The organism is Tsukamurella sp. 8F (assembly GCF_029167375.1).
Classification (GTDB): domain Bacteria; phylum Actinomycetota; class Actinomycetes; order Mycobacteriales; family Mycobacteriaceae; genus Tsukamurella.
In genome coordinates this window covers 16,403-33,079 of sequence record NZ_JARFTP010000032.1, presented here as the reverse complement: position 1 = coordinate 33,079, position 16,677 = coordinate 16,403, and the positions used below count along the sequence as shown (strand labels likewise).

Below are 16,677 nucleotides of genomic sequence, written 5' to 3'. Positions count from 1 at the left end.
CTGACTATATTGGGGCTATGACCACAGCACTGCTTGTCATGGACTTCCAGAACGGCATCGTCGAGCGCCTCGGCTCACCGGACGTGCTCGCCGCCGCCGACCGCGCGGTCGAGGCCGCGCGGGCGGCCTCCATCCCCGTCGTCTTCGTCCGGGTGGCGTTCCGCCCCGGCTTTCCGGAGGTCGCGGAGTCGAACCTCGGGTTCGGCGGCCTCGCCGCGAACGGCGGCGAGGCGATGACCGTCGATCACCCGGCCACCCAGATCCATGCGGATCTGGCCCCACGCCCCGACGAGCCCGTAGTGGTGAAGCGCCGTGTCAGCGCTTTCAGCGGAAGCGACCTCGAGGTCCTGCTGCGCGGACTCGGTGCCGACTCGCTGGTGTTGGCAGGCATCAGCACCAGCGGCGTCGTGCTCTCGACCCTGCGCCAGGCCGCGGACCTCGACTACAAGCTGACCGTGCTCGCCGACGCCTGCGCGGACGGCGACGCCGACGTGCACAGCGTGCTCACGGAGAAGGTCTTCCCCCGTCAGGCCACCGTGACGTCGGTCGACGAATGGTCGTCCGCAGTCGCCTGAACGTGCGCGGGCCCCGTGCCCGTCCGGTCGAACGCCGGTGCGTACAGCAGGCGCAGGCCGCCCAGTCCGACTAGCACCGTCGAGCCCTCGTGCCCCGCCACGCCGAGCGGTAACGGGAGGTGCCCGACGAGGTCCCACACCACGAGCGCGCCGATGCACGTCGCGGCGATCATCAGGTTGGCGACAACGGCGCGGCGAGCTCGTCGGGCCAGGTCCAGCACTGCAGGAACGCCGCGCAGATCGTCTCCGACGACCACGACGTCTGCTGCGTGCAGCGCCAGGTCGGAACCTACGCCGCCCATCGCGATGCCCACGCCTGCCGCTGCGAGAGCCGGTGCGTCGTTGACGCCGTCTCCTACCATCGCGGTGTGCCCGCCGCGTAGCGCCGCGACCTTGCCGTCGGGCAACAGCCCGGCACGTACGTCCGTGATGCCGACCCGAGCGGCCACGGCGTGCGCAGGGGCCTCGCCGTCGCCGGTGAGTAGGACGGGTGGAGCGCCGGTCACCGTGGCGACCCGCGCGACGGCGGCGCGCGCGTCCGCGCGCACGCGATCGGCGAGCGCGATCAAACCCGCGGGCGCACCGTCGACGGTGACCAGGACCACCGTCTCCCCTCGCCCGCGCGGTCCCGCTGCCTCCCGACGATCGCCCGCCGACTCGACGGTGACCGTCCGGCCCTCGACGGTCCCCGTCACACCGCGGCCGGGTAGGGCGCGAAAGTCAGTGACAGGCGGTGCATCGGGTGCCAGCGCGCGGATGGCCCTCGCGAGCGGATGCTCGCTGGGTCCCTCGACGGCGGCGGCCAGCAGCGCGACGTCGAGCCCTTCTGCGAGCGTGACGACCTCGGCGACGCGCGGTTCGCCGCGAGTGAGCGTCCCGGTCTTGTCGAAGGCCACCGCGCTGACCGATGCGAGGCGTTCCATCGCGATGGCCGACTTGACCAACACGCCGTGACGGCTCGCGTTCGCGATCGCCGCGAGCAACGGCGGCATGGTGGCGAGCACGACGGCGCACGGCGACGCGACGATCATGAACGTCATCGCTCGCAGAAGCGCCTGCCGCACCCCTTCGCCGAACGTGAACGGCACCGCGAACACCAGCAGCGTGGCGACCACCATGCCCACCGAATACCGCTGCTCGACCTTCTCGATGAACAGCTGCGTACGTGCCTTCGTCGCAGACGCCTCCTCGACCGTCACGGCGATCCGCGCGACGACGGTGTCCCCCGCCTCCCGCTCGACGAGCACGCGGAGCGTCCCGGTCCCGTTGAGTGTTCCGGCATACACGCGGTCGCCTACTGCGACGTCGACCGGGAGTGCCTCGCCCGTGATGGTCGACTGGTCGATCTCGCTAGCGCCTCCGACGACCGTTCCGTCCCCGGCGATCCGCTCACCGGGGCGAACGATGAGGACGTCGCCGATCGTCAATCCGGCCGCATCCACACGCTTCTCACGCGGCCCCTCGACGATTGTGGCCGTGTCCGGCGCGAGGTCGAGCAACCCGCGGACCGAGTCCTCGGTGCGGGCCTTCGCTACCGCCTCCAGTGCCCCGGACGTGGCGAAGATGACGATGAGCAGGGCACCGTCCATCACCTGCCCGATGGCCGCTGCACCGATCGCCGCCACCACCATGAGGAGATCCACGTCGAGTGTCCGTTGCCGCAGGGCGCGCAGCCCGGCGAGCCCCGGCTCCCAGCCACCGGCCGCGTAACAGGAGGCGTACAGCATCCAGCACGACCACTGCGGCGCCCCGCCGACCTGCGCCGCGAGGCCCAGCACGAACAGCGCGAGAGCCGCGGTTGCCCAGCGCGTCTCGGGCAGCTGCCAGGGGCGGGTACGGCGGGCGGTCACGCCCGCTACCATACCAGCACGTCTGCACAGCTCTTCAGATATATTCGCCTCGCGATAGGTACCATCGTCCCGTGGGTCACGGAACCGCCGCGGGCGACGAGCGACCGGCGGTCCGCCTCGACGCCGGTGCGGCAGAGCGCGTCGCCACCACCCTGCAGGCCCTCGCGACGCCCAGCAGGCTGCTCATCCTGTCGGAGTTGCGGCACGGCGAACTGCCGGTCAACGACATCGCCGCCGCCGTGGGCATGGAGCCGTCCGCGGTGTCGCATCAGTTGCGGCTACTACGGAACCTGGGCCTCGTCGTCGGCACGCGGTCCGGCCGGTCGATCGTGTACAGCCTCTACGACAACCACGTCGCGCAGTTGCTAGACGAGGCGGTCTACCACAGCGAGCACCTGCGGCTCGGCCTCGCCGATCGCTAGCGGTCCACCGTGCCGGTCTACGACGACGGCGCCACCGACCGGATCCAGCCCTCGAGGGCGCGCGGGTTCCGGGTCTGGAGGAGGATCCGGCCGGGTCCGGTGAACTCGAAGACCAGTCCCTCCCCCGACTTCATCGACTGGAGCCATTTGCCCTGCACCGCGCGGCGCAGCTCGAAACGCATGTTCAGGTCGTATGCCACGACGTGCCCCGTGTCGATCACGACGCCCTCCCCCGGCTGCAGGTCGAGCACGTCGATCGCGCCGTAGCAGGAGACCAGCACCTCGCCCTGGCCCGCCGCCTGCAGGCCGAACGCACCCTCGCCGCCGAAGAACGAACGGGCGCCACCGAACTGGGTGCTCACCTGCGCGCCGTGCGAGCTCGCGAGCCACCCGCCGCGGGTGATGTAGAAGGGCCGGTCGGGAGTGATCTGGAGGCTCGCGATATCGCCGGGCAGGGTGCCGGCCACGTCGACCCAGCCGCCCTGCGGCGGCGCAGTGAACGTCGAGACGAAGAACGACTCGCCCGACAGGATGCTGCGCCGCAGCCCCTGCATAATGCCGCCCTGCGCCTGGGACTGGATCTGGATACCGGCCGAATGCGCAACCATCGCACCGGATTCCACGGTCATCGGCTCATTGGGCTGGAGGAAACAGCGGGCGAGCGAGAAGGACGGGTTGTGTCGCAATTGCACCTGCATGCGACCAGCGTAAGGCGTGTCACGAAACGAGTCCTGAGGACGCGTATACCGGTATATAGCGAGATAGGCGTCCTCACGACCTGGTTCGTGACAGCTCGGGGGCGATCTCGCGGCCGAAGACCTCCAGCCAGCCGCGCTGATCGCGGGTCACGTTGTGGATGTGCACGGTGTCGAAACCCAGGCCCACCAGTTGGCGGAGCCGGGCGAGGTGCACAGACGGATCGGCAGACACCGTCATCCGGGCGGCGAGATCATCGGCCGACACCGCCCGCACCAGGTGCTCGACGTCGAACGGCGAGCGGATATCGCCTCGCGGGAAGCGCAGCCCCGCCATCGGCCATTCGCGCAGGGCCTGCTCGGCGGCCTCGGCATCGGTGGGCGCCCAGGCCAACTGGACATGCACCGCGGTGCGCATTCGACTCTCACGCCCGGACTCCCGCCTGCCGTCCCGCGCGGCACCGAGCAATCGCGAGAGCCGGTCCACGTCGGCATCTCCCACGACGATCCCGTCCGCCGTGCGGCCGGCGCGGCGCGCCGTGACCGGTCCGCCTGCCCACACCAGAACGGGCGGCACATCGCGACCTGTCCACAGGCGGCTGGACTCGAGCCGGTAGTGGGGCCCGGAATGCCGCGCGTCGGAGCCCCTCCGCGCGGTGCCGAGCAGCTTCCGGATCACATCGTGCGCGTCGAACAGCCGCTCGGCGCGCTCTGGCGCCTCGGGCCAGTAGCTGCCGACGACGTGCTCGTCGATCGCGTCCCCGCCCGAGAGCAGCAGCCGGTGCCGCCCCGGCCGGAGCGACTCGGCCGTCACCGTGGCCTGGGCTACCGAAGCAGGGTGCGCCCGGTAGCCCGGAACGGCCGACACGGCGATCCACGCGTCGGTGCGCTCCCCGACCGCGCCGGCGACGGTCCACACATGCGACGCGTTCCCGTGTGCCGGGAGCCACGGCTGGAAGCGATCCGCGAGCACCACACCGTCGAACCCGTGGCCGGCCGCGACCGCGGCGAGCTCGACCGCCTCCCGCGGCGAGTACTGTTCGAGCGACGCAACGAAGCCGATCTCCACCATGGTGGGAACGCTACGCGGGCTGGCTCTCGCGCGCCGCGAACGGCTCCGGGTCGAAGGTGCCGTTCAACCGCCGGAACAACTCGGCACGCTCCGGCCACACGAGGGTGAGGCGACCGGACGAATCGTCGAGATACCAACTGGCGCAACCGCCCTGGGTCCACACCGTACGCGCGGCGAGCCCGTCGACGAGCTCCGTGTATCGGGCCTCGGCCTCGGCCGTGACCTCTAGTACTCCGCCCGCGGCGTCCAGGTGCTCGAGCGCTCCCAGAACGTAGTCGAGCTGCGCCTCGATCACCTCGAATGCCGAATGATGCCCGAGCGCCGAGTTCGGCCCGTCCAATACGAACAGGTTCGGGAAACCCGACACGACGGTGGAGGCATGGCTCGTCATGCCGTCCGCCCAGTGCTCGGCGAGAGTGACGCCCCGTGCGCTGACGAGGTCGGCGAACGGGGGACGCGTCGTCTCGAAGCCGGTGGCGAGGACCAGAACGTCCAACTCGTACCGGGCACCCGACGCGGCAACAGCCGCCGATCCGTCCACGGCGGCGAGGGCGCTCGGCTCGAGGGCCACATGAGGCCGGGCCAGGGTGGAATAGTAGTCGTCGCTGAACACCGCACGCTTGCAGCCGATGTCGTAGTCGGGCGTCAGGGCGGCACGCAGGACCGGATCGGCGACCTGACGCTGCAGGTGCCCGCGCGCGACATCCTCGAGGGCACGTGCGGCATCCGATCCGGCCAGCCGTGCGGCGAACAGCCCCTCGGCTTCGGCCGCGAGTTCGCTACGCGTAGGCCGGGTCTCGTCCGGCGCGTAGGCGCGATCGCCACGCGGCAGCACCCACGCGGGCGTACGCTGGAAGACCACGACGGAAGCCGCGTCGCGTGCCACCTCAGGCACGATCTGCACGGCACTCGCGCCGGTCCCGACGATCCCCACCCGCAGCCCCTCGAGAGGCCCCGCGGCCCAGCGAGCGGAGTGGAAGACGTTGCCGGGGAACGACCCTAGCCCCGGCACCGAGGGTGTACGGGGCTCGCTCAGCCGTCCCGCCGCCATCACCAGGACTCGCGAGCGCACCGCCCCCGACGGTGTGTGCAGCGTCCACGCGTCGCCGTCCCACTCCGCCGAGTCGAGCGGCGTTTCCAGCCGCAGATGCGGCCCCAGCCCCTCGGCATCGGCCGCGTCCCGGAGATAGCCGTGGAGCTCGGAGCCCGTGGCGAAGCGGTGCGACCAATCGTCCTTGGGCCGGAAGGAGTACTCGTACAGATGGCTCGGGATATCGCATGCCACGCCGGGATACACGTTGTCGCGCCAGGTCCCGCCTACGTCGCCCGCGCGCTCGAGCAGTACGAAGTCGTCCCGGCCTGCACGCGCCAGCCGGATGCCCATACCGATGCCGGCGATGCCGGCGCCGACGATGGCCACGTCCCGGGTCATGACACCTCGCCGTAGACCGTGGTCCGCTGCCGTACGGGCCGTCCGAGATCCCCTGCGAGCACGGCGATGTCGGAGACGGTGAGCTGGCGCCCCTGTTCCGGACCGGCATGCGGGTCGATCGTGCCGTCCAGTAGGACTCCGCCCATATCGTCGGCGCCGCCCGCCAGCACGAGCTGCGCACCGCGCAGTCCCAGCTTGGTCCACGCGGCCTGGATATGGTCGATACTTCCCGCAAGCATCAAGCGGGCGACCGCGTGCACGGCCCGCGACTCGCGCAGCGAGGGTCCGCCGCGGGATCCGAGTACCTCGACCGGGGACTCGGTCGGCAGCCACGGCATCGCGATGAACTCGGTGAAACCGCGGGTCTCCCCGGCGATCCGGGCGATACGACGCAGGTGCGCGACCTGCTGTGCGGCGGACTCGATGTGGCCGTAGACCATTGTCGCCGTCGAGCGCAGACCCGCGGCGTGCGCGGCACGTATCGCCCGCTCCCACTCGTCGGCAGGGATATCCTGCCCGGCGGTGAGTCGTGCGCGCACGTCGTCGTCGAGGATCCGTGCGGCCGTCCCCGGCACGGTGTCCACGCCCGCGTCCTGCAACGCCGCAAGCCATTGCGGCAGCGACATGCCCGCTCGAGCGGCACCGTCGAGCACCTCCGCGGGGCGGAATGCGTGCAGGTGCACGGCCCCTGCCCCCTTCACCGCGCGCGCGAACGCGAGGTAGTCCGGCGACGGACCCTGCGCGCACACCTCGGTGGCGCCCAGGTCGACGGCCTCTGCCACCAGTTCGGCGACGCGGTCCAGCGGCAGCGCGGGATCGAGGTTGCGGTTCACGGCGTAGGTCACGGTGTCTCCGACGCCGGCCCGACGCACCCGATCAGCGAGCGCGGCAAGGGTTTCCAAATCGTCGCCGTCGGCGTGCAGGAGCGCGGTGTACTCGGCGTCGGTAAGTCCTGCCGGGTCGTCGGCAGCGCGCCGCAGGACCGATTCGAGGTACGCGTCGCGGCGTGCGAGTCCGTAGTCGTCGGCCTGCCGCAGCAGGTGCGGGGCGAGCCGATCGTCGAACCAGTCGGCCGTACCCTGCCCGCTCGCCGCGCTCCCGGCGCCCTCGCGACGTTCGGCGGCGCCACGGGCCGCGCGGATGTAGTGCGGATGCGCCGTGAGCCGCTCCCGCAACGTGTATCCGCCTGCGGCCGTGAGCCTCGCCAGCTCCTCGATCTGCGGCCACGGACGCTCGGGGTTGACGTGGTCCGGAGTCAGCGGGCTGACGCCGCCCCAGTCGTCGATGCCTGCGCGGACGAGAAGGGAGAGCTCGGCCTCGTCGGTGAGGTTCGGTGGCGCCTGCACCCGCATACCCGGGCCCAGCAGCAGCCGGGTCACCGCGACCGCGGCGGCGTACTCCTGCGTCTCCAGGTCCACGACGCCGCGCATCGCCGTCGACGGCTTGGCGCGGAAGTTCTGGACGATGACCTCCTGGATGTGGCCGTGCCTTTCGTGCGAATCACGCAGGGCCAGAACCGCATCCACGCGATCGGCATACGTCTCACCGATTCCCAGCAACACCCCGGTCGTGAACGGGATCCTCGACCGGCCGGCGTCTTCGAGAACCCGCAGCCGTACCGCCGGATCCTTGTCGGGCGAGCCGAAGTGCGCCTCGCCCCTGGTCTCCCAGATCCGGGTGGACGTCGTCTCGAGCATCATGCCCATCGACGGCCCGACCGGACGCAGCCGCTGCAGCTCCGCCCAGCTCATGACGCCCGGGTTGAGATGCGGTAGCAGCCCGGTCTCATCGAGGATGCGCCTGCCGACGGCGGCGACGTAGTCCAGAGTCGACGCGTAGCCGTGGTCGTCCAGCCAGGCCCGCGCCTCGGGCCACCGGTCCTCAGGCCGATCTCCTAGCGTCAGCAGCGCCTCCTTACAGCCCAGCTTCGCGCCCGCGCGCGCGACCTCGAGGACCTCGTCCTCCGTCATGTACATGCTCTTGCCCCCGCGCGCGAGCTTGCCCGGCGTCTGCACGAACACGCAGTAGTGACAGCGATCGCGGCAGAGGTGGGTCAGCGGGATGAACACCTTGCGGGAGTACGTGATGACGTCGGGCCGCCCGGCGTCGGCGAGACCCCGGTCGCGGACCACGCCGGCGGCTGCGAGGAGGCGGTCCAGATCGTTGCCACGCGCGTACAGCAGCAACTCGGCGTCCGCCCTCGACGGTGCACCGCCGCCCAACCTGTCGAGCGCGCCGTCGAGGCCCACGGGACGTGCGGACGGCGCGTCCGACCTACTGGGGCTGGGCGTGAGGTCGAGGTCGACGGCCATGGTTCTCCCGGTACTGCCGCTGGGGCGGCTCGCTGGTCCACGGGTGTGCAGGGGCCCGAGGGCTGACGTACCGGTCCCGCGCCCGCCAATCCCGGCTGAACGCGTCCCGGCGGCCCAGAACCGGGCCGAGGCGGAACACTGGCGGCCAGTCTACCGCGCGGACGCAGACACGTCGCAATGCGGAATTCGATGTTTCACGTGGGCACGTCACGCCGACGCCGCATCGACGGGGAGCAAGGCCCCTCTCTTTCAGATTATGGGGTACCCGGGGCCTTGCCGCAAGACCCCGGGTATGACGCACAATCGCTGTCCTCACTCTCTCCACCTGCGAAGACGGGAACCGATGACAGACGACTACCAGACGAATCTGCGGCACGAGCGCGAGTACGTCGCGGACCTCTACACACGGCTCGATGCGGAGCGGGCGCGGGCCAAGGCCCGGTTCGACGCGGCCCTGCGCACGCACGAGGGCACCGCGGTGGACCGGGAGGTCGAGACACATAGCTTCGCACGGGAACAGCGGCGGCTGTCGGTCTCCGACAACGGGCTGTGCTTCGGACGGCTCGACCCGGTGAGCGGTGCGGCCGCGTACATCGGCCGCACCGGCTTGTTCGACGACGACCGCGAGTACCTGATCGACTGGCGCGCGCCCGCCGCCCGCGCCTTCTACACCGCCACGGGTGCACACCCCGAGGGCATGGCACGGCGGCGCCAGTTCCTCACTCGCGGGCGCGACGTCGTGAGCTTCGACGACGAGGTATTCGGTAGGCCCGGAGACGGCGAGCACGGCGACGCCGCGCTCCTGGCTGCCGTGAACGCGCCGCGCGGCGACGGCATGCGGGACATCGTGGCCACCATCCAGGCCGAGCAGGACGCGATCATCCGCCTCGACGACGCGGGCGTGCTCGTCGTCGAGGGCGGCCCGGGCACGGGCAAGACGGCGGTGGCACTGCACCGCGTCGCCTACCTGCTGTACACACAACGGGACGCGATGTCGCGCCACGGCGTCCTCGTCGTGGGTCCGAATCCCGGCTTCCTGAACCATATCTCGCGCGTCCTGCCGTCGCTGGGTGAGACCGATGCGGTGTTCACCACCACGGGCGATCTCGTTCCCGGGCTGCATGTGACCTCCGTCGACGAGCCGGATCTGCAGCGGCACAAAGGTTCCCTGCGCATGCTCGACGTCCTTGCCGGCGCGGTGGCCGACCGGCAGCGGGTACCCGACGAGGCGATCGAGGTACGCCTCGGCGGCATCACTGGTCGCGTCTCCGCCGACGTCGCGGGGTGGGCGCGCGACGAGGCCCGCGCGAGCGGGCTCCCCCACAACACTGCCCGCGCCATATTCGTGGACGTGCTGACCTTTGCGCTGACGGAACGCGCGATCGGCCGAATCGGCAGCGGATGGCTGTCTCGGGACGAGAAGACCGCGTGGGAGGAGATGCGTGCGAGCCTCACGACCGAGCTTATGGGCAGCGAGGAGTTCACCGAGGTGATCGATGCACTGTGGCCTGTGCTCACCCCCGGGACGCTGCTCTCCCAGCTGTATTCGTCACACAGACGGCTACAGGCGGCCGGCGCTCCATCTCTCCTCTACCGTGCGGAAGGCGACGCCTGGACCGTGTCCGACGTGCCACTGCTGGACGAGCTCACCGACCTACTGGGCCCCGACCCCGCGGTCGAGCTGGCGCGTGCTCGCTCCGAGAGGGACCAGGCAGCGCAGGAGTCGGAGTACGCCGAGGGCGTGCTGAACAGTCTCGTCGGACGCGCAGACCACATGGACGACGACGATCATCTCTTCGCGACCGACCTGCTGTACGCCGAGGACCTGGCCGGGCACTTCGAAGAGCGCGATACCCGCGGGCTCGCGGAACGCGCTGCGGCGGATCGAGATTGGACGTACCGGCACATCGTGGTGGATGAGGCCCAAGAGCTGTCCGAGATGGACTGGCGGGTGCTCATGCGACGCTGCCCCGGACACTCGTTCACCGTGGTGGGCGATCTCGCGCAGCGACGCTCAGCGGCCGGAGCGCGCTCGTGGAGCGCGATGCTCGACCGCTACGTGCCCGGCCGTTGGCAATACCGTCCCCTCACCGTCAACTACCGCACTCCGGCGGAGATCATGGCGGTCGCGGGCCGCGTCCTCGCGGGTTTCGCCCCCGACGTAGCACCGCCCGAGTCGGTGCGTTCGTCCGGCATGCCGCCCTGGACGCGACGGGTGGACGAGAGCGGATTGGGTCCGGCCATAAGGGAGTTCGTCGCGTACGAATCGGACCGCGAGGGCACCGCAGTCGCCATCGGGCCGGTCGGCGTCGCCGGCACGATACCCCCGTCCGGGACCAAGGGCCTCGAGTTCGACGCGGTGCTGGTCGTCGAACCGGCGCGCATCCTGACGGAGGAGGGGCCGGCGGACCTCTACGTCGCGCTGACCCGGGCGACCCAGCGCCTCGGGATCCTGCACTCGGAGCCTCTCCCGGACACGCTCGCAGGCCTGGCCGACGCTCCCGCCGAAACCGCTCCCGCCGAAACGGCGGCGCGCGCGTAGCCTGGCGGCGTGAGCACCCCGGAACGCCCCGCCCTGCACCGCAGCCGCAGCATGGCGGAGTCGTTCGGCACCGATGCATCCGCCTACGATGCGGCGCGGCCTCAGTATCCCGAGGCACTCGTGGCGCGGATCGTAGCCGGGCTCGCCGGCCGCGAAGTCCTCGACGTCGGCTGCGGTACGGGTATCGCGGCCCGACAGCTGCAGGCGGCCGACTGCACGGTACTGGGAGTCGAGCCGGATCCGCGGATGGCCGGCTTCGCACGGGACACCGGCGTTCCCGTGGAGGTGGCGACCTTCGAAGAGTGGGACCCGCGCGGGCGGAGCTTCGATGCCGTGATCGCCGCACAGTCGTGGCACTGGGTGGACCCCGATGCGGGCCCGGCCAAGGCCGCCGAGGTCCTGCGGCCGGGCGGCCGGCTGGCGGTGTTCGGGCATGTCTTCGAGCCGCCGGCGACGGTGGCGGAGGCGTTCGCGGAGGCTTTCCGGGCCGCGGTCCCGGATTCGCCCTTCCAGGGCGGCCCACGTCCGGTCGAGGCGTACACCTCCGCCTACGACGCTGTGGCGCAACGGATCCATAGCACAGGCGCGTTCGAAGAGCCCGAGGTGTGGCGGTTCGACTGGCGACGCGACTACACGCGCGACGAATGGCTCGCTCTGCTCCCGACCACCGGGGGCCTGACCCGCGTCTCCCCCGGCGCGCTACACAGCGTGCTGGACGCCGTCGGCGTGGCGATCGACGCCCTCGGCGGCGCCTTCACGATGGAGTACGCAACGCTCGGCACGGCGGCGTCGCGGCTCTGACGACGCCCCCGCGGGCACCGGAGGATGCGCCGGTCCGCCCGGCACGGCCGGATCCCGGCGTGCGGCGTCGGCAGGATCATGGTGCTCCCGTGAACGATGCTCACTCCAGGCATCGCAGTGCAACCCGGACACAGCCGTTGACCAGGCGGTATGTCGGTCGTAGCGTCCGGCGAGGGGGCCGTAGAACGATCGGGACGACCATGAATCGATTCGCCGCACTCGCCTCGGGCGCACTCCTGCTGGGAGCGGCCGCATGCTCCGTCGGCCAGAGCGCGACGCCCTCGAGTTCGACGGCGCCCGGCCCCGCCGGGCAGTCCGCGTCGAGCCCGTCCGTCTGGGGCGAGCACGACGTGGCTCTCGCGCCGATGCCGACCGGCACCGTCACCCTCACCTGGGACAGGGCCACGCAGATGGTGTCGGCGAAGGTCGACATGACCGGCTTCACCCCGGGAGAGTCGCACGCGATGCACATCCACCCGGGGACATGCGCATCGCAGACCGCCCCGCCGTCGGTACCGTTCCCCGATATCACAGCCGACTCGACAGGCAGGGTGCACGAGACGGTGAAGTCACAGACCGAAGTGCCCAAGGGGATCCCGGCAGCGTCGTACGTGAACATCCATCTCGCGCCCAGTCCGGGCTTGGGATCCCCCGGCTCACTCGGATTCACGCCGATAGCATGCGCCGACATTCCTGCGGGCACGCCGGCAGGCGTCACGGCGACGCTTAAGGTCACAGCTCCAGCACGCGACGGCCACCCGCCCTCCGGCGCCGCGTCGCTCGCCTACGACGCGGCTACCCACAGACTCACCGTCGACGTACGAGCCACCGGGCTCCCGCCGAACAGCAGCCATGCGGTGCACATCCACGCCGGGTCCTGCGCGAGGCAGGGCGGCGTCGCGTACGGACTGCCTGATCTGCGCACCGATGCGTCCGGTACGGGCAACGAGAAGGCGACGGTCGCCGTCACCGGACCGCCCCCACCGACAGGCTGGTACCTCAACGTGCACTTCGGCCCCATGGCGAGGATCCTCGCCGGCGACAAGCCCACCATGGAGTTCGCACCCGTGCTGTGCGGGGACGTGCGCTGACCGGTTCCTCCCACTAATTGACAGGCTAGACTTCTAAGTTCAAGCTGTCGGTATGACCGATGCAGAACTGGGCGAGCTCGCCGCGTCCCTCCGCGTCAGCCTGGGGCTGCTGCGGCGCCGCCTTCGAGCCGCGACGACCGACGGTGCGCTGCCACTTCCGGAGTTGACCGCCATCGTGCGTATAGACAGGCTCGGGCCGATGACGACGGCCAGTCTTGCGCGGGTCGAACAGATCAGCCCGCAGTCGATGGGCGCGACGGTGCGCTCGTTGCAGGACAAGGGCTTTCTGGCCGGCGATCCGGATCCGACGGATGGTCGCCGGGTGGTGCTGTCGCTCACCGAGGCCGGCAGGGCCGCGGTCGAGGCCGAGCGCGCCGTGCGCAATCGCCACCTGACCCGTGCACTCCAGGCGACGCTCGATCCCGACGAGGTTCGCACGCTCGCGGCGGCGGTGCCACTGCTGCAGCGCGTAGCGGAGGAGCTGTGAGGGCGGGGCAGGTCGTGGACGCACCGCCCGCGCTCGGCGAGCGGTACCGGTGGATCGCGCTGGCCAACACCACAGCTGCGATGTTCATGTCGGCACTGGACGGGTCGATCGTCCTCATATCGCTCCCCGCGATCTTCCGCGGCATCCATCTGGACCCCCTCGCGCCCGGTAACGTCGGCTACCTCCTCTGGATGATCATGGGCTACAGGCTCGTTCAGGCTGTGTTCGTCGTGACCGTGGGGCGGCTGGGCGATATGTTCGGACGCGTCCGGATCTACAACGCGGGTTTCGCGGTATTCACCGTGGCATCGATCCTGTTGTCGTTCGACCCGTTCGAAGGCGCAGGCGGCGCCGATTGGCTGATCGGATGGCGGGTCCTCCAGGCACTCGGCGGGGCGATGCTGATGGCGAACTCGGCAGCGATCCTCACCGACGCCTTCCCGCCCGACCGTCGCGGATTCGCCCTCGGCGTGAACCAGATCGCAGGCCTGGCAGGCCAGTTCATCGGGCTCGTCGCGGGCGGACTGCTGACCCTATGGGACTGGCGAGCAGTGTTCTGGGTCAACGTGCCCGTGGGCGTGTTCGCAACCATATGGGCGTACCGCAACCTGCGCGAGACCGGCGTGCGGAAGCGCGGCCGGATCGACTGGTGGGGCAACGTCACCTTCGCCGTAGGGCTCAGTGCCCTGCTGATCGGCATCACCGAGGGCATCCATCCCTACGGCGGCCACGCGATGGGCTGGACGAACCCGGTAGTGATCGCCGAACTGATCGGCGGTGCAGCGCTGTTGGTCGCATTCGTCGTCATCGAGACACGAGTCGCCGAGCCGATGTTCCAGCTCGGCCTGTTCCGGATCCGGGAGTTCGCGTCGGGGAACCTGGCAGGCTTCCTCACGCGGCTGGCGCAGGGCGGCCTGCAGTTCGTTCTGATCATCTGGCTACAGGGGATCTGGCTGCCGCTACACGGCTTCGACTACGACCAGACCCCACTGTGGGCGGGTATCTTCCTGTTGCCGTTGACCATCGGCTTCCTGGTGGCCGGTCCCGTCTCAGGCGCCCTGTCCGATCGGCTCGGCAGCCGCAGGTTCGCCACGTCCGGGGCGTTGGTGTTCGCGGCGAGCTTCGTCGGCCTGATGCTGTTGCCGATCGACTTCCCCTATTGGCTGTTCGCGATTCTGGTGGCATGCAACGGGATCGGCGTCGGGATGTTCAGCTCGCCGAACTCGTCGTCGATCATGTCCAGCGTGCCGGCGTCGCAGCGCGGCGCGGCGTCCGGCATGCGCTCGACCTTCCAGAACACCGGTACCTCGCTGTCCATCGGCGTGTTCTTCTCGCTGATGATCGCCGGACTGGCGGGGTCGCTCCCGCATACCCTGACGAGCGGCTTGGCCGCACATGGTGTTCCGGGTCCGGTCGCGACTCAGATCGGCTCGTTGCCGCCGGTCTCGTCGCTCTTCGCCGCGATCCTGGGAGTGAACCCCATTCGCGAGCTGCTGGAACCGACCGGCGCACTTGCGCACGTCTCCGCCGCCGATCGGGCCACGCTCACCGGCCACACGTTCTTCCCGTCTCTGGTGGCACAGCCGTTCCATCAGGGGCTGATCGTGGTGTTCGGCGCGTCGGCAGTGCTCGGGGTCATCGCGGCGATCGCGTCCCTAGCGCGGGGGAAGCGGTCTACGTCGACGGCCTCAGCCGACGAGGTCCACTCGTGACGTCATCACCCCGGATACGGCGCGGCGCGGCGTCCGGCCCGCAAGGTCCCCGCCCACCACTCGAGTTGGTCCAGCATCGCATCGGCGTATCCGGGTACACCGGGATCCAGCGGGCGTCCGTTCTCCCACGCTGTGAAGTAGTTCGGAAAGGCCAGGCCGTCACGGACGGTCACGGCGTGCAACTCGGTGAGAACGTTCTCCAGGTGCAACACGGCGTGGCGACCACCGGCGGCGCCGCCATAACTCACGAACGCGACCGGCTTGGCCTGCCACTGCGTGAAGTGCCAGTCGATCGCCGTCTTCAGCGAGGCCGGATAGCTGTGGTTGTATTCCGGCGTGACGAGGATGAACGCTTCACCGTCCCACAATGCGGCAGTCAGTGACTCCATCCCCTCCGGGCGTGGATACTGCGCACCCGCGAGCTTGGGAGAGGCGTCGGGGAGCGCGAGCGGCAGCTCGATCTCGGCGAGATCCAGGATCTGCACATCGAAACCTCCATGGACTCTGGCTCGTTCAGCGATCCACGACGCGACGACGGGCCCGAACCGCCCTTCGCGGACGGAACCGATGATGACCACGAGCTTGTAAGTGTTGTCCATGCATCACAGCCTCGGTCTCGACGGCGCAACCGACCAGACCGGCGTGAGACTGGCCCCACCAGGGCCATGATCACGCGCGACACCCGGCGCGCGCGGCCGTACGCTTCGGCTATGGGCACTCCGCTGGGAGACTTCATCCGGACGATGCGCGATCGCACGCAACCCGAGACGTTGGGTCTGCCCAGTCATGAACGTCGGCGTTCACCGGGGCTCCGCCGCGTCGACCTCGCCGCACGCGCTGGTGTGAGTGTCGAGTACCTGACGCGCATCGAACAGGGCCGGGACATCAACCCGTCGGTGGCAGTCGTCAACGCACTCGCCGACGCGTTGAGTCTGAACACTGCGGAGCGCAACCACCTCCGGTACCTGACCAAGATCAGCGGTGGTGAATGCGTCGGCCACGCGCAGCCCGAGCCGCCCGGCCGCGAGGTACGGCCAGGCCTGACCGCGGCGTTGCGCCTGCTGGAGCCGGGGATCGCCGGCGTGACCAATCGCCTGGGCGACATCCTCGAATACACCTCCGGCTTCGGGGATCTCGTGCGTGGCTGCGGTCTCCTCGACACCGATGAGCCGAATCTCACCCGTTACGTCTTCACCGATCCACGAGCACGCACGTTCTTCGTGGATTGGGACGACGTCGCCGACGAGCAGGTATTCGACCTCTGGCTGGGGCCGTCGATCGAGAGCTCCAACTGGATCGTCGCAGAACTGGTGCACGCGGCCGGCGACGACTTCACGCGTAGGCTGCATCGGCACGCCGTGCCGGTACGCAAACCGTTGCGGCTCAACCATCCCGAGATGGGCGAGCTCCAGTTCGACCGCGAGATCCTGGAGGCTTCCGACGACAGGCAGCAGTTGGTCCTCTACCTCCCTGCCGACGACCGTACGGCGAGGAGATTCGAAGACCACCGGAGTCGGCGGAGGGATCGGCTCCGGACGATCTCCTGACCGTGGGACCGACCTCGTCGCGCGAGCAGGACCGGTCCACACCGGCGAGTCCGGAGCCGACAGACCGATCCTCGACTGGATCGATAGTGTCGTGGGCCGGTAGGTATGTCCCTCCACCTCATTCCCGATTCCCGAGCCG

The 16,677-nt window shown here is 70.0% G+C and carries 14 protein-coding genes; 8 read left to right on the top strand and 6 right to left on the bottom strand.

The genetic code is table 11. The features are described from left to right. The first annotated feature begins 17 nt into the window (after positions 1 to 17). Positions 18 to 575, top strand: a complete 558-nt coding sequence (locus P0W64_RS18905; RefSeq protein ID WP_275481715.1) for an isochorismatase family cysteine hydrolase — start codon at positions 18 to 20, stop codon at positions 573 to 575. Here the strand turns inward: P0W64_RS18905 and P0W64_RS18900 are convergent. After that, the gene (locus tag P0W64_RS18900; RefSeq protein WP_275481714.1) at positions 527 to 2,437 is read right to left on the bottom strand and encodes a heavy metal translocating P-type ATPase; all 1,911 of its coding nucleotides are present in this window, start codon (positions 2,435 to 2,437) and stop codon (positions 527 to 529) included. The two genes, P0W64_RS18905 and P0W64_RS18900, sit on opposite strands and share 49 nt — an antisense overlap. A 59-nt stretch (positions 2,438 to 2,496) precedes the next feature. Between P0W64_RS18900 and P0W64_RS18895 the strand changes: the two genes are divergently transcribed. Further along, entirely contained in the window at positions 2,497 to 2,847 is a 351-nt protein-coding gene (locus P0W64_RS18895) for a metalloregulator ArsR/SmtB family transcription factor (protein ID WP_275481713.1), read from the top strand. A gap of 17 nt (positions 2,848 to 2,864) precedes the next feature. Here P0W64_RS18895 and P0W64_RS18890 read toward each other — a convergent pair whose 3' ends face one another. The 4 genes from P0W64_RS18890 to cofG all read right to left on the bottom strand — a co-directional run bounded on the left by P0W64_RS18890 (position 2,865) and on the right by cofG (position 8,358). Further along, positions 2,865 to 3,545: a TIGR00266 family protein gene (locus tag P0W64_RS18890; RefSeq protein ID WP_275481712.1), complete on the bottom strand. Its 681-nt coding sequence runs from the start codon at positions 3,543 to 3,545 to the stop codon at positions 2,865 to 2,867. A gap of 73 nt (positions 3,546 to 3,618) precedes the next feature. Continuing rightward, complete coding sequence (locus P0W64_RS18885; protein ID WP_275481711.1) at positions 3,619 to 4,614, bottom strand: LLM class flavin-dependent oxidoreductase; 996 nt, start codon at positions 4,612 to 4,614, stop codon at positions 3,619 to 3,621. Positions 4,615 to 4,624: 10 nt separating this feature from the next. Next, entirely contained in the window at positions 4,625 to 6,046 is a 1,422-nt protein-coding gene (locus tag P0W64_RS18880; protein ID WP_275481710.1) for an NAD(P)/FAD-dependent oxidoreductase, read from the bottom strand. Beyond that, positions 6,043 to 8,358, bottom strand: a complete 2,316-nt coding sequence (gene cofG, locus P0W64_RS18875; RefSeq protein WP_275481709.1) for a 7,8-didemethyl-8-hydroxy-5-deazariboflavin synthase CofG — start codon at positions 8,356 to 8,358, stop codon at positions 6,043 to 6,045. Before cofG ends, P0W64_RS18880 begins: the two co-directional genes overlap by 4 nt. Positions 8,359 to 8,701: 343 nt before the next feature. Between cofG and helR the strand changes: the two genes are divergently transcribed. The 5 genes from helR to P0W64_RS18850 all read left to right on the top strand — a co-directional run bounded on the left by helR (position 8,702) and on the right by P0W64_RS18850 (position 14,991). After that, on the top strand, positions 8,702 to 10,900 hold the full coding sequence (gene helR, locus P0W64_RS18870; RefSeq protein WP_275481708.1) for an RNA polymerase recycling motor ATPase HelR: 2,199 nt from the start codon (positions 8,702 to 8,704) through the stop codon (positions 10,898 to 10,900). A 51-nt stretch (positions 10,901 to 10,951) separates the two neighbouring features. Continuing rightward, positions 10,952 to 11,701, top strand: coding sequence for a class I SAM-dependent methyltransferase (locus tag P0W64_RS18865; RefSeq protein WP_275481723.1), 750 nt, complete (start codon positions 10,952 to 10,954; stop codon positions 11,699 to 11,701). A gap of 200 nt (positions 11,702 to 11,901) precedes the next feature. Then, the gene (locus tag P0W64_RS18860; RefSeq protein WP_275481707.1) at positions 11,902 to 12,792 is read left to right on the top strand and encodes a CHRD domain-containing protein; all 891 of its coding nucleotides are present in this window, start codon (positions 11,902 to 11,904) and stop codon (positions 12,790 to 12,792) included. A gap of 52 nt (positions 12,793 to 12,844) precedes the next feature. Then, complete coding sequence (locus P0W64_RS18855) at positions 12,845 to 13,279, top strand: MarR family transcriptional regulator (RefSeq protein ID WP_275481706.1); 435 nt, start codon at positions 12,845 to 12,847, stop codon at positions 13,277 to 13,279. A gap of 14 nt (positions 13,280 to 13,293) precedes the next feature. Then, the gene (locus tag P0W64_RS18850) at positions 13,294 to 14,991 is read left to right on the top strand and encodes an MFS transporter (RefSeq protein ID WP_343232883.1); all 1,698 of its coding nucleotides are present in this window, start codon (positions 13,294 to 13,296) and stop codon (positions 14,989 to 14,991) included. A gap of 5 nt (positions 14,992 to 14,996) precedes the next feature. Here P0W64_RS18850 and P0W64_RS18845 read toward each other — a convergent pair whose 3' ends face one another. After that, complete coding sequence (locus P0W64_RS18845; protein WP_275481705.1) at positions 14,997 to 15,590, bottom strand: NAD(P)H-dependent oxidoreductase; 594 nt, start codon at positions 15,588 to 15,590, stop codon at positions 14,997 to 14,999. A gap of 111 nt (positions 15,591 to 15,701) precedes the next feature. Here P0W64_RS18845 and P0W64_RS18840 point away from each other — a divergent pair, with 111 nt between their 5' ends. Further along, positions 15,702 to 16,538 carry a helix-turn-helix transcriptional regulator gene (locus tag P0W64_RS18840; protein ID WP_275481704.1) on the top strand — a complete coding sequence of 279 codons (837 nt, stop codon included), beginning with the start codon at positions 15,702 to 15,704 and terminating at the stop codon, positions 16,536 to 16,538. Positions 16,539 to 16,677 lie beyond the last annotated feature (139 nt).

Coding starts and splice junctions, on each gene's coding strand:
- P0W64_RS18905 (WP_275481715.1), top strand. CDS start 18: ATGACCACAGCACTGCTTGTCATGGACTTCCAGAACGGCATCGTCGAG.
- P0W64_RS18900 (WP_275481714.1), bottom strand. CDS start 2,437: ATGGTAGCGGGCGTGACCGCCCGCCGTACCCGCCCCTGGCAGCTGCCC.
- P0W64_RS18890 (WP_275481712.1), bottom strand. CDS start 3,545: ATGCAGGTGCAATTGCGACACAACCCGTCCTTCTCGCTCGCCCGCTGT.
- P0W64_RS18885 (WP_275481711.1), bottom strand. CDS start 4,614: ATGGTGGAGATCGGCTTCGTTGCGTCGCTCGAACAGTACTCGCCGCGG.
- P0W64_RS18880 (WP_275481710.1), bottom strand. CDS start 6,046: ATGACCCGGGACGTGGCCATCGTCGGCGCCGGCATCGCCGGCATCGGT.
- cofG (WP_275481709.1), bottom strand. CDS start 8,358: ATGGCCGTCGACCTCGACCTCACGCCCAGCCCCAGTAGGTCGGACGCG.
- helR (WP_275481708.1), top strand. CDS start 8,702: ATGACAGACGACTACCAGACGAATCTGCGGCACGAGCGCGAGTACGTC.
- P0W64_RS18865 (WP_275481723.1), top strand. CDS start 10,952: ATGGCGGAGTCGTTCGGCACCGATGCATCCGCCTACGATGCGGCGCGG.
- P0W64_RS18860 (WP_275481707.1), top strand. CDS start 11,902: ATGAATCGATTCGCCGCACTCGCCTCGGGCGCACTCCTGCTGGGAGCG.
- P0W64_RS18855 (WP_275481706.1), top strand. CDS start 12,845: ATGACCGATGCAGAACTGGGCGAGCTCGCCGCGTCCCTCCGCGTCAGC.
- P0W64_RS18845 (WP_275481705.1), bottom strand. CDS start 15,590: ATGGACAACACTTACAAGCTCGTGGTCATCATCGGTTCCGTCCGCGAA.
- P0W64_RS18840 (WP_275481704.1), top strand. CDS start 15,702: ATGGGCACTCCGCTGGGAGACTTCATCCGGACGATGCGCGATCGCACG.